11 protein-coding genes are annotated in these 15066 nt (G+C 60.1%); 5 read left to right on the forward strand and 6 right to left on the reverse strand.

All coding sequences use genetic code 11. The features are described from left to right. Positions 1 to 593: 593 nt before the first annotated feature. Positions 594 to 1295 carry a GntR family transcriptional regulator gene (locus JTP94_RS02490; RefSeq protein ID WP_204848969.1) on the reverse strand — a complete coding sequence of 234 codons (702 nt, stop codon included), beginning with the start codon at positions 1293 to 1295 and terminating at the stop codon, positions 594 to 596. Between the two features lie 402 nt (positions 1296 to 1697). Between JTP94_RS02490 and JTP94_RS02495 the strand changes: the two genes are divergently transcribed. The 5 genes from JTP94_RS02495 (at position 1698) to JTP94_RS02515 (ending at position 8684) form a co-directional block, all read left to right on the forward strand. Further along, entirely contained in the window at positions 1698 to 3524 is a 1827-nt protein-coding gene (locus JTP94_RS02495; protein ID WP_204848970.1) for an ABC transporter ATP-binding protein, read from the forward strand. Between the two features lie 44 nt (positions 3525 to 3568). Further along, positions 3569 to 5104 (forward strand): ABC transporter substrate-binding protein, encoded by a 1536-nt coding sequence (locus tag JTP94_RS02500; protein WP_204848971.1) that lies wholly within the window; start codon positions 3569 to 3571, stop codon positions 5102 to 5104. 64 nt (positions 5105 to 5168) lie between these two features. After that, complete coding sequence (locus tag JTP94_RS02505; protein WP_204848972.1) at positions 5169 to 6092, forward strand: ABC transporter permease; 924 nt, start codon at positions 5169 to 5171, stop codon at positions 6090 to 6092. A 6-nt stretch (positions 6093 to 6098) separates the two neighbouring features. Beyond that, a complete protein-coding gene (locus tag JTP94_RS02510) occupies positions 6099 to 6947 on the forward strand; it encodes an ABC transporter permease (RefSeq protein ID WP_204848973.1) in 849 nt (282 codons plus the stop codon). A 6-nt stretch (positions 6948 to 6953) separates the two neighbouring features. Next, positions 6954 to 8684 carry a M14 family metallopeptidase gene (locus JTP94_RS02515; protein ID WP_204848974.1) on the forward strand — a complete coding sequence of 577 codons (1731 nt, stop codon included), beginning with the start codon at positions 6954 to 6956 and terminating at the stop codon, positions 8682 to 8684. 81 nt (positions 8685 to 8765) lie between these two features. Here JTP94_RS02515 and JTP94_RS02520 read toward each other — a convergent pair whose 3' ends face one another. The 5 genes from JTP94_RS02520 to JTP94_RS02540 are packed head-to-tail and all read right to left on the reverse strand — an operon-like array spanning position 8766 to position 15055. Continuing rightward, the gene (locus tag JTP94_RS02520; protein ID WP_204848975.1) at positions 8766 to 9869 is read right to left on the reverse strand and encodes an ABC transporter ATP-binding protein; all 1104 of its coding nucleotides are present in this window, start codon (positions 9867 to 9869) and stop codon (positions 8766 to 8768) included. Beyond that, positions 9869 to 11977, reverse strand: a complete 2109-nt coding sequence (locus JTP94_RS02525; RefSeq protein ID WP_204848976.1) for an ADP-ribosylglycohydrolase family protein — start codon at positions 11975 to 11977, stop codon at positions 9869 to 9871. Before JTP94_RS02525 ends, JTP94_RS02520 begins: the two co-directional genes overlap by 1 nt. A 30-nt stretch (positions 11978 to 12007) precedes the next feature. Next, complete coding sequence (locus JTP94_RS02530) at positions 12008 to 12841, reverse strand: carbohydrate ABC transporter permease (RefSeq protein ID WP_034506064.1); 834 nt, start codon at positions 12839 to 12841, stop codon at positions 12008 to 12010. Next, positions 12838 to 13683 carry a carbohydrate ABC transporter permease gene (locus JTP94_RS02535; protein ID WP_034506065.1) on the reverse strand — a complete coding sequence of 282 codons (846 nt, stop codon included), beginning with the start codon at positions 13681 to 13683 and terminating at the stop codon, positions 12838 to 12840. Before JTP94_RS02535 ends, JTP94_RS02530 begins: the two co-directional genes overlap by 4 nt. Positions 13684 to 13735: 52 nt before the next feature. Further along, a complete protein-coding gene (locus JTP94_RS02540) occupies positions 13736 to 15055 on the reverse strand; it encodes an ABC transporter substrate-binding protein (protein ID WP_204848977.1) in 1320 nt (439 codons plus the stop codon). Positions 15056 to 15066 lie beyond the last annotated feature (11 nt).

Here is a 15066-nt window from a genome sequence, read left to right on the forward strand (position 1 = left end):
TGTTTTGTAAGGAGCTTGTAGCTGTGCTGTTCACCCGGTCGACCGCTCAAAGTGTAATTTATTTTCTTAATGATGCGGTTTTCGCCGCCGATGTCAACGTGGCGAGTGTAAAATCATGCCACATCATGTAAATTATTTTCGTGATCTGGCGTTTGTGAAAACACTTTTCAGCATGAAAATCTTTCCTTGGGAGGCTTGGCGACATTCATCGGCGATATGATCTTGGATGGCAGATCTGCCATCGTCACTCGGAATTGGTGAGCGTCTTCAATATGAAGCGGGGATCGGCGTGTTCGCTTTGGTCCGCGTATTCCACGGTTGTGATTGCCTTTATTGGGCACGATTTTTCAGCCGCCGCCTCATCGCATCCGGCCGCGGATCCGTTCATAAATGCCCGGGATCAGCCTCTATTTACATCGATGCGATGGCTGAAAATTAGTGTGAACCGATAAACGCTGGCTGCATGGGCGCCGCGACATCGGCGACGTGCCCATAGCTTCGCTTCAAAGCGAAGCAGGACCTATGGAATGGCCGGGCAATCTCTTGCAAGTTCAACGTCTGAACCAGAGCCGCTGATCTCAGTGGCCGGGTTTTCAGCCTGGCATGGCTCTGGAATAGGCGGCCAGGATAAATCGTTCCGCCTGATATAGATACTTCTCCAGCTTTTCGGCAGCACTCGCTGCCGCACCCTCTTCAAGATGGGACAGAATGATGGCGTTCTGAGCCACGTAGGGGCCATGCAGATATTCCGGATCACGTATCAAGCCGAAAACGAGACGCAGCTCGAGCGAGATCTGCGCATAAAAGGCGGAAAGCCGAGGGCTATCCGCAAGCTCGACGATAGCGGCGTGAAAGGCAATATCCGCACTGCCGACGCTCAGCCATTCACCGGCGTCACGATGCCGGATCGCCGCGTCGACAGCCTCGCGCATCTTGCCGACACTGGGATGGCGATGGTGCGCGCCCGCAAGCGCGGAACACTCGATAAGGCGGCGGATATGGAAAATATCGATGATCGTCGATATGCTTGGTGTGGTGACAAATACGCCGCGATTGGCTTCATGACGCAGCACGCCGTCCTTCGTCAGCAGCCGAAAGACCTCGCGCAGCGTATTGCGTGAAATCTGCAATTCTTCGCACAAGGTCGCCTCGGAAAGATGGCTGCCTGGCGACAAGGCTCCGGAGATCACCTGATCCCTGATGCGCGCAGCAGTTACTTCCGCCACCGTCTGGCCGGCCTCCGTAACCTGTGCGCCTGGCGGCGGCTCAAGACTCGCAAGATTTGTCTGCTTCATTTGGTCCCCTCGCGCTCGCAGTTGCTGGGGAGCGACCGCGAGCCTAATCCTGCGCTTTCCGTCAAGCTATGAGTCGCTTTACAAACCTGCAAGCTGATGGAAATGCGCGCGCCGTTGGATGATCTTGCATAAGCCCGCACCAAATTCCAGCTTGCAGTATGAAAATTGTTCAACAATATAGACCAGATTGTCGTTTGATGTTATCCCGTGCCCTAACAAAAATAATGGGAACGCCTCGCGGAAATGAGCATTAGACATTTGGCTTTTGAAAACGATGTCGTGGGGTTTCCACCCTTAGACGGCAGGGAGTTTTGACGTGCTGACATGCGATCTCAACGGTGGTCTCGGTGCGGGCTTCGGCGTCGCGATGCCGCAGGGCGATGTCAATGCTGAGGTGAGCGCATGACGATCGCAAAGGACCCGGCCAGGTCGCTTCTCTCTGTTTCAGATTTGACGGTGCGTTTCGGCGAAAGCCGTGTGGTGGAGGGTCTTTCTTTCTCCGTGGCGCCGGGCAAAACAGTCGCGGTCGTGGGTGAATCCGGCTCCGGGAAATCGGTCACGTCGCTTTCGATCATGCGGCTTGCCGACATGATGGGCGCGCGGTTCGAGAGCGGCAGCATCGTCTTCAACGGCAAGGACCTGCTCAAGGTTTCGCAAAAGGAGGTCCGCTCCATCCGCGGCAAGGAGATCGCCATGATCTTCCAGGAGCCGATGACCTCGCTCAACCCCGTCTTCACGATCGGCGATCAGATCTGCGAGGTCCTTTTGCTCCATGAAAACATGAGCAAATCCGCGGCAACGGCCGAAGCGCAGCGCCTTCTCGAAATGGTCCGCCTGCCGGATGCCGAGGCGCTGCTCAGGCGTTATCCCCATCAGCTCTCCGGCGGCATGCGCCAGCGCGTCATGATCGCCATGGCGCTTGCCTGCCGTCCCAAGCTGCTGATCGCCGATGAGCCGACGACCGCGCTCGACGTGACCATCCAGGCGCAGATCCTCAACATCATGCGAGACCTGCAGAAGGACCTCGGCATGGGCATGATCTTCATCACACACGACATGGGCGTGGTCGCCGAAATGGCCGACGACGTGGTTGTCATGTGGAAGGGCAAGAAGGTCGAGGAAGGCCCGGTCCGCGAGATCTTCGCCAATCCGAAGCATCCCTATACGCGCACCCTGCTTGCAGCAGTGCCGAAGCTCGGCAGCATGGCGGGAGAGGATTTTCCCAAACGCCTGCCGCTGACCGTTCTCGAGAACGGCGAGCCGAAAATCGTCGGCGAGGAACGGGTGCAGAATACCGCCCGCTACGACGTGCCACCGCTGCTGTCCGTGCGCGACCTATTCGTGCGCTTCGATATCCGCAAGAATCTGTTCGGTCAGGTCACGCATCGATGCAGCGCCGTCCAGAAGGTCGGCTTCGACATTCATCCGGGCGAAACCCTGGCACTGGTCGGTGAATCCGGCTCCGGCAAATCGACGATCGGCCGCACGATCCAGCAATTGCAGAAGGCGCTGTCCGGCGAGATTTCCTTCAACGGCAAGAGCTTTGCCGCGATGTCGGCGGCAGAGCGCTTCCGCTTGCGCAGGGACGTCCAGTATATTTTTCAGGATCCCTTCGCCTCGCTCGATCCGCGCAAGACGGTCGGATTCTCGATCGCGGAACCGATCAATACGCATGGGATCATCTCCGGCACGAAGGAGGTCCGCCGCAGGGTGGACGAGCTTCTGGAGCGCGTCGGCCTGACATCGGCGCATGCGGAGCGCTATCCGCATGAATTCTCCGGTGGCCAGCGTCAGCGCGTCTGCATCGCCCGCGCGCTTGCCTCCGATCCCAAGCTCATCATCGCCGACGAGGCGCTTTCGGCGCTCGACGTGTCGATCCAGGCGCAGATCATCAATCTATTCATGGATTTGCAGGCCGAGCGCGGACTTGCCTACCTGTTCATCAGCCACGACATGGCCGTGGTGGAAAAGATCAGCCACCGGGTTGCCGTGCTCTATCTCGGGCAAATCATGGAAATGGGTAGCCGGCGGCAGGTCTTCGAAACACCGATGCACGATTACACCCGCCGACTGCTGTCAGCCGTGCCGGTCGCCGATCCGACGATCGAGCGCAAGACCGCGCTGATCGAGGGCGAAATCCCAAATCCCGTTCGCCGCGTCGGCGACGAGCCACCGATCCTCGCGCGCGAGGAAATCAATTTGGGCCACTTTATCGCTAGAAGCGCCTGAACAACTTTGAGCTACAGCAACGATCTGAAGAGGAAGCAGATTCAATGAAAAAGATGAAATGGGGACTGAAAACTGCTCTGACAGCGCTTGCCTTGTCGAGCGTTGCCGTCAGCGCCGCGCCGGCGCTTGCTGCGGGCAAGATGACGGTCGCGTCACCGCAGGATCCCGGCAGCTGGGATCCGATCGACACGTTTCTGGTCGCCTGGGCTGCCGTATCGACCAATATCTTCGACGGCCTGACCTATCGCGGCCCGGATCTCAAGCTGGTACCTGGCCTTGCCGAATCCTGGGAAGAGCTGGATCAGGGCAAGCGCATCCGCTTCAAGCTGCGCCACGATGTCAAATTCCATGACGGCGAGCCCTTCAATGCCGAAGCGGTGAAGTTCACCTTCGATCGCCTGCTCGGCGAGCAGGGCGCCAAGGGGCCGCAGCGCTCCAACTACACCGCGATCGAAAGCGTCGACGACATCGACGACTATACTGTCGATATGAAGCTGAAGGCGCCCGATCCGGTGCTGCTGACGAAGCTTGCCGGCTATGGCGCGATGATTGTCCCGCCCAAATACATCAAGGAAAAGGGCGAGGACTATTTCAACCTCAACCCCGTCGGCACCGGCGCCTTCAAATTCGTCTCCTATACGCCGAAGGTGAACATCAAGCTGGAGGCCAACCCGGATTATTGGGGTGGTGCGCCGAAGATTTCCGAGCTCGAATATCGCTTCATCAGCGAACCTGCGACGGCCGTTGCCGAACTTCAGGCCGGCCGCGTTGATCTCGTCATTCCGCCGACCATCCCGATCGGCATGCTCCCAGTCATCCAGGGCGATTCCAAGCTGGAAATCGCCAGCGTTCCCGGCCCGACGGTCGATGCGCTGCGCTTCAATACCCGCGACGGCATCACGGCCGATCCGCGCGTGCGCAAGGCCATTATCATGGCCGTCGACCGGGCGACGATCGTCAAGTCGATCCTTGCGGGACAGGGAACCGAGATCGTCAGCTTCCAGAATGCTTTGTCCTTCGGCTACGATCCCGACCTGAAGCCGCTTGCCTACGATCCGGAAGGTGCCAAGAAGCTGCTGGCCGAAGCCGGCGTGAAGCCTGGCGCGGCGATCCAGATCGACATTCGCGGCAATGATGCGACCATGAACGAAGTGGCGCAGGTGGTGGCGAGCTACCTGCAGATGGTCGGCCTCACCGCCACCCTCAAGCCCTATGAGACCAATGTTCTGCTGAACGACATCATCCCGCAGGGCAAGACCGGCGCGATGTTCCAGCAGAAATGGGGCGGCTGGACCTTCGACTACGATAATACCGCCTATTCGATGTATCACTCCGGCGAAAAGTGGAATCCTTACGAAAAGGATGCGGCGCTGGACAAGCTGTTGGAATCTCAGCGCCCGCTCACCGACCGCGCTGAGCGCGGGAAAGTCCTCAAGGACATCGGCAAATATGTAGCCGACAAAGCGCTGGAGTTGCCACTCTATAATACCAATGCGATCTATGGCGTCAGCAAGCGGGTGAAGGGCTTCGTGCCCGCACCGGACACCCGCATCAAGCTGAACGAGGTCACAGTCGAATAATCGCGAAGCGTGACGCCGCCGGATCAGCTGGCGGCGTCCACCCAGGAACTTTCGGGGAAAGAACGTGGCCGGTTTTCTCATCAAGCGATTGCTGCAGGCGATTTTCGTCGTGATCGCCATTACGCTTCTCGTCTCATTCGCCATCCGCCTCACCGGCGACCCAGCGTTGATGATGTTTCAGGGCGGCGGCAGCATGACGGAAGACGATCTGGCGCGCATCCGCGCGGCGCTGGGAACCGACCGGCCGTTCATTGTCCAATATCTGACCTTCCTGAAGGGTCTGCTGACGCTGGATTTCGGTCGCAGCTTCACGGGCGGAACGCCCGTCTCGCGCTTGATAGCCGATGCCCTGCCCGCCACCTTGCTGCTCGCCTTCATCTCCATGGTGATATCGATCGCGCTCTCCATCCCGCTCGGTATCAAGGCCGCGACGGCGCGCGGCAAGACCGCGGACCAGATCATCCGTGTCCTCTCGCTGCTTGGCCTGTCGTTTCCGAATTTCTGGCTGGCGCTCATGATGGTCCTGCTGTTTTCGATCACCCTCGGCTGGCTGCCGCCGAGCGGCATGGTCGGGATTTCGAGCTATGTCATGCCGGCCGTGACCATGGCCGTCATCCTGACGGCGACGAATGTGCGGCTGGTGCGCACCGCCATGTTGGAGACGCTGCAGTCGCAATACATCATGGTCGCGCGCGCCAAGGGCCTTAGCGAGAGCAAGGTGCTTTACAAGCATGCGCTGCGCAATTGCGCCATTCCGCTGATCACCTATTTCGGCATCCAGTTCGGCGGGTTGCTGGGCGGCATCGTCGTCATCGAGCGCGTCTTCAACTGGCCCGGCCTCGGAACACTGGCCTTCGACGCAGTTGCCGCCCGCGACTATCCGGTGCTGCAGGGCGTCATCACGGTGCTCGCCTTGTTCATTGTCGGCGTCAATCTTCTGGTCGATATCGCATACGGGCTTGTCGATCCCCGTATCCGCACGGAGTAACCGCCCATGGCCGCCACGACCTCTAGCCGTTCGCGCTTCTCCAGCTTCGAATTCATATTCGGCGCGTCGCTGACTGTTATCATCTGCCTTGCCGCTCTTTTCTCGGACGTGCTCTTTCCCGGCGGCGCGGAGAAGATCGATCTGCTGGCCCGGCTCGCCCGGCCCTTTGCCAACCTGGCCCATCCGTTCGGCACCGATCCGCTCGGGCGCGATGTTCTTGCCCGTGTCGTCGCCGGCGGCAGAATATCCCTGCTGGTCGGTCTCACCTCCGTGATCGGCGGCGTCGTTTTCGGCGTGCTGGTGGGTCTTGCTGCCGGCTACTATCGCGGCGTCTGGGACATGATCCTCATGCGCTTCGCCGATATCCAGCTCGCCATGCCCTTCATCCTGCTGGCGATCACCTTCATCGCCATCGTCGGCGGCAGCCTCACCAACACGATCATCCTCCTGATCGTGTCGCAGTGGGTGCAATATGCCCGGCTCGTGCGCGGTTCGGTGCTGAGCCTGCGCGAGCGCGAATTCATCCTCTCGGCACGCGCCATCGGCGTTAAGGATTGGCGCATCATCTTCCAGCACCTGCTGCCCAATCTCATCGGCCCGGTGATCGTGCTGATGACGCTGAACATCGCCAACAATATCCTCCTGGAAAGCAGCCTCACCTTCCTCGGCCTTGGTGTCGATCCGACCATCCCGAGCTGGGGCGGCATGCTAGCGGACGGACGCACCTATCTGCAGACGGCCTGGTGGGTCAGCCTTTTCCCCGGCCTTGCCATCCTGCTCACGGTGCTCGGCCTCAATCTACTGGGTGACTGGCTGCGAGACAGCCTCGACCCGACAGGCAGAACGACAAGGTAAGACATCATGACCGTGATTTTCGAAAGAGGCTTTGAGCGCACACTTTCGCGGCTCGTCGCGGACGCAAAACCAGGTCAGAATATAGAGGCCTGGACCTTCGACGACCGGCAAAGCCGCCGTGAGGCGGAAATAACACTCGCCGAGAAGGGCGTGCGCGCGCGCATCCGCAGCGCCTACAAGCCGCTGCTTCATGCCTTTCTGGAAGAGATCAGTCTCGAGGGTGTCGAAGCGATCGAGATTCACTATCCCGTACACCCCAATGCTCCGGAAAACCGCTTCCGGTTGGAGGCGTATCCGCTTGCGGCCATGGTGGGGGATCGCAAGATCGACTTTATCGCGCGAAGCGATGGCGAGTTTCACTATGACGTTCTGCTGAAAACTGCCGCCGATGGCGAGCGTCTTGTGAAGGTTCTGGTGCCCAATCGGGTGCATATCGACGCTGCGGGCGAAACGAGTGTCTCTCCGACCGGCTGGTTCATCGCGGAGGATGGTGCCGCGGGCGCGCACTTCACCACGGACTACCAAACGCTTTTCGAAGACGCCATCGAGGCGGTGACCCACCATGAGTGGGGCACGGCGGAACCTTATTTCGGGGAGCTCAATATCCGCGTCGCCCTGCCGGCCACGGATGAAGCCTTACCGGTCGGTGATGAAGTCATGAGCCTCAGGGAAGCGCTGCATGAGGATTTTTACTTCTCGCTGCTCGAATTCTTCCAGAAGAAGTCCGGCCGGCCGCTCGGCGACCGTGGGCTGAAGCCGGGTCAGATCGTTCCGGAAATCATTCAGTCCTCGGGAGATATCTCGATAAGGATCGAAACGCGGCCGCTTTCCTCGGGCTTTTCAGATGGCGCGCAACAGCAGATCGAGGCGGCTCAGGAACCCTTGGCGGCGCAACAGATCGAAACCGAGCTTGCGGCGGTCGGCGGCTTGTCATTTGAGGCTGCCACGCGCTCCCGCCGCATGGTGAGAGCACGGTACATTGAGGGCAACGACGCCGCTGTGATGATCAGCGGCGGACAGCACGCCAACGAGACCACAGGGGGCGCCGGTGCGCTGCGCGCCGCCCGGCGGCTTGCCGGACTGGAAGGCGCCCACTTCACCGTTTCTCCGCTGGAAAACCCGGACGGATATGCGCTGCACCAGCGGCTGCGCAAAGATAATCCGCGCCATATGCACCATGCCGCGCGCTATACCGCCCTGGGCGACGACCTGGAGTACCGCACGCCGGCGAATGCTAGTCCGCATCTCTACGAGAAGGAAATCCGCTTCCAGGCGGAAAGGCTCAGCGGCGCGTTGCTGCATGTCAATCTGCACGGCTACCCCTCGCATGAGTGGACGCGTCCGCTGTCCGGCTATGTGCCGCGCAACTTCGCCATGTGGACGCTGCCGAAAGGCTTTTTCCTGATTGCCCGCTATCATGCCGGTTGGGAGGTTCAAGCCGAACAGCTTCTGGATAAGGTCACCAAGCACCTCAACACCATCCCCGGGCTGCTGGACTACAACAACCGTCAAATCGCCCTCTATGAAATTCATGCCGGCGAAACGGGCTTTCGCATCATCAACGGCTTCCCGTGCCTTGCCAGTGTCGATGATCGCCATACCGTGCCGATGACGCTGATCACCGAATATCCGGACGAGACCATTTATGGTGTGGCGTTTGTCGCCGGTCATACCGCACAGATGGAAACCGTGCTTTCGGCGTACAGCGCCTGGCAGGGGATCATGGCCGTGAGCTGACCAGGTGCCATGTTTACGATGAGCGGGGATGGCTTTGCGCGCTCGCGCCCGCAAGAGCCATTGCACAATTGACTAGCCGTCTCACGTGTCCTGTAAATCTCTGACCGTGGCGGCGTCGGTTAGCCGGCGTCCATTTGTGTCGAACAGGCAGACCCGCTCCGCCCGCGGCTGCAGCCAGATAGTGTCGTCGGGCTCAATGGTGAGCCGTTCGTGGAATACAGTCACGATTGTTTGTTCACCCACCGTCGCCGTCACCTGTGTTTCCGGGCCTAGCGGCTCGACGACCACCACGCGGGCCGGAATGCCTATGCCCGTCGGCGAGATGGTGAAGTATTCAGGCCGGATGCCATAGACCGCCTCCGTGCCGCTGGGCCTTGAAACGCCGTCGGGTAGCGGCAACAGGGTGCCGTCGTTCATCCTGAACATCGGCTGGCCACCGTCGCCGTCGAAGCGTCCCTTCAGCAGGTTCATCGACGGAGAGCCGATGAACTCGGCGACGAACATGCTCTGCGGATTGTCGTAGAGCTCGAGCGGTCGACCGATCTGCTCGATGCGGCCGCCATTCATGACAACGATGCGATCGGCCATGGTCATCGCCTCGACCTGATCATGCGTGACATAGATGGTCGTCGTGGCAAGGCGGCGATGCAGGCTCTTGATTTCGGCGCGCATGGCAACCCGGAGCTTCGCGTCGAGGTTGGACAAGGGCTCGTCGAACAGGAAGACCTGCGGATTGCGAACGATCGAGCGGCCCATGGCAACGCGCTGGCGCTGGCCGCCGGAAAGCTGGCGCGGATAACGCCCGAGCAGCTCGGTGAGGCCAAGAATTTGCGCCGCCTGCGCCACGCGCTTCTGCTTTTCCTCCTTCGGCGCGCCGGCAAGCGTCAGCGAAAAGGCCATGTTCTCGGCAACCGTCATATGCGGATAAAGCGCATAGTTCTGGAACACCATGGAGATATCGCGCTCCTTGGGCGGCAGATGGTTGACGACGCGGCCGCCGATGCTGATCGTGCCGCCGCTGATGTCTTCGAGGCCAGCGATCATCCTGAGCAAGGTGGATTTGCCGCAGCCGGACGGGCCGACGAGGACGACGAACTCGCCGTCGGCGATATCGGTGGATACGCCGTGGAGAACCTCCACGGCGCCGTAGGCCTTGCGGGCCTTATCTATGGTGACAGTCGCCATCAAACCCCTCCGATCCGGATTTCGTTGGACGACAGGGCGCCTTCATGGACCAGCAGCCCGACGCCGCCATCACGGAAGGCATCAACGGATGCATCCTCTGCCGTGAGTGATACCCCATCGGCCTCGAATGTGATGCGGGCGCCCTGCGCTGTGACCTTCATCGCAATGTGCTTCTCGAATTCGGTCTTGAATTCGGTCTCGGCGAGCACCTTCGTGTCCTCGTCGCGCACCCTGACGATCTGCATCTTGCCATCGCGCGTGACGCGGGCGCCGTAGTAGCGGCGCAGCCCTTGCGCGCGCACGGCGAGACCGCCGTAATTGCCGAGATGGATCATCACCTGGCCGGATGCCTGGTAGTCGGTCCACTGCCGCGTGCCGTGGATGATGATGCCTTCGCCGCGATTCTGCGCGATACGGAAGGCTGCCGGAAAGCGCTTGGAGAAGAAGCTTGCACCATTGACCCAGGCCATGCGCCAGAAATCGCCGTCGCCGGCCGGGCGCTTGAGCGTGAGGTTCGGTGCGCCATCCCAGCCTATATAGTCGACGATCAGCCGGCCATCGGCACGTTTGCCGGTGCCGGTCACCAGGATGCCAAGCTCGGCGATCGGCTGGCCTCCCGTGTCGGGGAGGATCCATTCGAGCAGGGCTTCGACGCCCGGTTCGATCTTCACCGGCGTGGAGTCGATGTCGCGGAGCTGGTCGTGTTCATCATAGACCCGGATGCGCAGCCGCGCCGCGACCGCGCCGCGATTGCGCGTATCACCCTTGATACGCGCCTTTACCTTCTGGCCCGAATAGACGAGCGGCGTCGCCATCAGGTCGTAGGTCCGCATATCAAGCATTTCGCGGGGCGAGAAGGTCGGGGTCGTCACGACGACAGCCTGTGACGGGCCTAGCGCCTCGTAGTCGACAGTCAGCGCGCGGCCACCTTCGAACTCGACATTGCCGACACGGACGGCACTTGCGGCATCGAGACCGCCCAATACGCGGAAGCCCTGCTGGCTGCCGGGAAGCGAGAAGTGAAACTGCGCGCCGTTCTTTGGCGCCTCAAGGGATGGGCGGCCCGCCAGCTGCAGGCCGAGATTGGCCAGAAAATAGGTCTGGCGGACGGCGTCGTTGATGGAATTGCCGCCATCAGCCGACGAGATCAGCATCCGGTCGGCGATCGGGCCGCGAAAATCCGGACCTTCCGAAAGCCCGTCGAGCCCGTTCATGATGCCGAGCAGGCAGCCGACATTGCCGGCGTTGCAGTCGGTATCCCAGCCCGATGTGTTGACGATCATCTGCGCCTTCTGGAAGTCATCCGGCGCATAGAGCACCGACATGATCATCAGCGCGTGATTGGGCACGACATGGCAGTTGCCAGGATATTTGTCGTAGCCGTATTTGTCCTGGATCTTCTGGCGTGTGTCGTGCCAATCCGGGTGAGCCTTATGCCACTCCCTTATGTCGGCGATCAGCCTGGCGATCAGGCTCTCCTTGGGAATTTGCTTCAGGCCTGTATCGATCAGGTGATCGATGTCGGAAGAACCGAACGCCTCGGCCTCCATCGCGGCCCACAGCATGGCGGCGTAGACGGATTCGCCGTCATGGCTGACCTTGCCGGCTTGTTCAGCAAGCCTGGCCGCCAGTTCCGGCTGGCTGGGCGCCACCATGGCCCAGCCGTCGATGAAGATCTGCGCCCCGATCTGTTCGGCAACAGCCTGGCCATTGGTGGCGGTCGAGCCGGAATGCGGCGCGGGCACGCCCTTCTTGAGATTGAGCCAGGCGGTGTGTTCGGTGGAATTGCCGTTGCCGCCCCACCAGAGGATCGCCCGTTCCTCAACGATGTAGTTGAGCCAGGCCTTGCCGATCTCCTCAGCCGAGAGGTCGGGCTTGATACCATAATCTTCAAGGGCGCGGATGAAGGTGAAGGTGCCGGCCACATCGTCGTCGGTCACGACAAGCGGTTGGTTCAAGCGCTCATGCACGTAATACTCGATCGGGCCGAGTTCCTCCATGATCTTCTGGTAGGTCCATCCCTCGAAAGGACGGCCCAGATAGACGCCGATGAGTTTGCCCAGGACGCCGGCATAGACGCGTTCGAGATAGTCGTTCGGAAGTTGCATCATTCACTCCATGTATTCGTGGAAATTCATTCAACCCTTGACCGAGCCGCCAGCCATGCCCTCGATGAAGCGCTTCTGCATGAAGACGAAGAGGGCAACGACAGGCACGACGATGATGAGGGCGGCGGCCATGATCTCGCCCCAGTCGGAGCTGTACTGGCCGGACAGCAGGTAGAAGGCGATGACGGCGGTCACGTTCTCCTGTTTCTGCAGGAACGTCGTGGCGATCAGAAACTCGTTCCAGGAATTCAGCCCGATGATCAGAGCCACGGTGAGGATGCCGGGCGAGACGATCGGCAGCATCACCCGCCAGAAGACCTGCCAGTGCGTGGCGCCGTCGACGATCGCGGCCTCCTCAAGCTCCTTGGGCACCGCGATGAAATAGGTCCTGAGCAGCATCACCGCAAAGGGGCTGTAAAGTGCTGTGTAGATCAGCGCCACGCCGAAGACGTTGTTGATGAGGCCAAGCTTGGCGAAACCGAAATAGAGCGGGAAAATGTAGAGCTGGATCGGCGCCGTCGTGGTCGCCAGCAGATAAAAGGTAAAGATCTTCCAACTTTTGATCTTGCGGCGCGCGAGCACATAGGCAGTCAGCGACGACGTCGAGCAGACGAGCGCGATGGTCGTGCCAGACACGATCAGCGAATTGACGAAAGTCTTCGAGAATTTCGCGTGGTTCCAGGCATTGGCGAAGTTCTGCCAGCGGATGGGCTGCGGCAGGCCGAGCGGGTTCTGAACGATCTGGGCTGCCGGTTTCAGCGAATTGAGCACCAGAAGCGCGATCGGAAACAATGCGATGAAGGCGAAGAGACCCAGAAGGATGTAGCAGATCCAGAGGGTCAGGCGGCTTTCGACAAGCCTCATTGCTCGCCCTCCTTGGTTTGGATGCGAACATAGAAGAACGTGCCGACCAGTCCGAACAGGCTGATGACCAGCGCCGCGGCTGCCGCCTGCCCGACGTTCAGATCATAGAAGGCCTTGCGATAGGCGAGCGTCGAAAGCAGTTCGCTCGAAAAGGCCGGGCCGCCCTGCGTGAGGATATAGACGAAATCGAAGGCGAGGAGCGACCAGATGACCGTCATGATCATCAGCAGCATGATGGTCGGCTTGATGCCGGGAAGCAGCACGTAGCGCATCATCTGGAAATAGGTAGCGCCTTCGATACGGGCGGCCTCGATCTGCTCTTGTGGCACCTGACGGAGCGCTGCGAAAAAGATCACGCAGAGAAAACCCCACCAATGCCAGAGGTCGACGGTCGCGACGCCGAAGAGCGCGATAGGCGGCTGGGTCAATGGATTGGGGATCGGCAGCCCATATTTCTTGAGAAGGCCGAATACGCCGGTAACCGGGCTATAGATCATGCCCTGCCAGACGCGCGCCGTAATCGCCGTGGCAATGACTACAGGCAGGAAATAGACGACTTGAAAGAAGTTGCTGCCGCGGCGCACGACAAGCAGCATCGAGGCTGCCAACAATCCCATCAGCATGGGTACGGTCAGGAAGACTAGCATCCAGATAATGTTGTTGCCGAGCGCCAGCCAGAAGACGCGATCGGCTGCGAGCGCCCGGAAATTGTCGAGGCCCGCAAAGGTGGGAGTCGAAATACCGTCCCAGCTGCAGAATGCGAGCGCCACCGTCAGCAAAGCCGGAACAAGGACGATGACGACGTTGATGATCATCGTCGGGACGAGATAGAGTCGATGCATATTATCCTCCGGGGAAGGGCGGCGCCTCCTGCGCCACCCTGCTGCGCTCAGGTCAGACGCGCGGCGGGACCGCTGGTGCCTTGCCGGCATCGCGTTCCTGCTTGAAAGTTTCGTCGAGCTTCTTGAGGAAGTCGGCCGAGGTCGTCTTCTTGAGCCAGACCTCTTCCATGCCGCTGACCAGATAGGTGTCGGTGGCTGGCGGCAGGAAGGTCCAGGTCGTGTAGCCGTATTTGCCCGCGCTGACGGCAACGGACAGTTCCTTCATGGCTTCTTCGTAGAGCGGCAACACCTTGTCGGACAGCTTGACCTTGGAAAGATCCGCCAGCGGCAGGTTCCATTCGCCCTGCCAGACGGAGTTGATCTTGCTGTAGTAGTCGTCCGAGAACATGAAGTCGAGAACGGCTGCGGCACCATCGGCATTGCTGGATTTGGAATTGATCGAAAGCGTCGAGCCGATGCCGAGTGCGAAGATCGGATCGCCTTTTTCGCTTGGGAAGCCGACAAAGCCCGGCTCGGCATTGTTCTGCGGGAAATAGGTCTGGACGCTGGTGAAGTTCCAGGTGCCGGTGGGCGCCATGCCGGCCTGGCCGGTGGCGACTTGGGCGAAGGCCTGCTCGAGCGTCAGCGAGAAGTAGTTGTCGCCGAAATAGCCCTTGTCCCACCACTCGGCGAGCTTGTCGATCGAATGCACGAATGCGGGATCGGTCCACGGAATGGCACCTGTCAACGCCTTGTAGACATTCTCAGGCCCTGCGATCGAATTGAAGGCGATCGAGACATAATGCTCGTTGGCGGGTCGCCAATCGGCATTACCGGCGCCGAACGGCACGAGACCCTTGGCTTTCATCTCGTCGGCAAGCGCCTCGAATTCGGCGATCGTCGTCGGCACCTTCCATTTGTTCTGCCCGAACAAGGTTTTGTTGTAGAAGAGGCCAAGCGTTTCATAGGTCTTGGCGAGTGCATAGAGCTTGCCGTTATAACGACCCAAGTCGAGGAAGAGCGGCAAGAGGCGCTCGTTCCACCCGTATTTCTTGGCGTAGTCGTCGAGCGGCAACAACTGACCCGCCTGAGCCATGGAAGCGACATAGCTCGGGCCGGCGGTGAAAACGACATCAGGACCCGTGCTGGCCAGCATGGCGACACGCAACTGCTTGTCGAGGTCCGAGCCGCGGAAATCAATGCTCAGAAGGTCCTCCGGGTGTGCCGCATTGAACGGATCGACCAACAGGTTCTTCAGGTTGTCCTGGTTTTCCGGCGAAGCGGATTCATACCAGAAGGATACGGGTTTCTGATCCGCCGCAAAAGCGAAGCGGGACAAAAGCGGTAACGTGGCAAGGCCAAGGCCCGCCTTCAAAGCTGTACGTCTGTGCATCGGTTTTCTCC

It is taken from the genome of Martinezella lusitana (assembly GCF_016901135.1).
In the GTDB taxonomy this organism is placed as follows: Bacteria; Pseudomonadota; Alphaproteobacteria; order Rhizobiales; family Rhizobiaceae; genus Rhizobium; species Rhizobium lusitanum_D.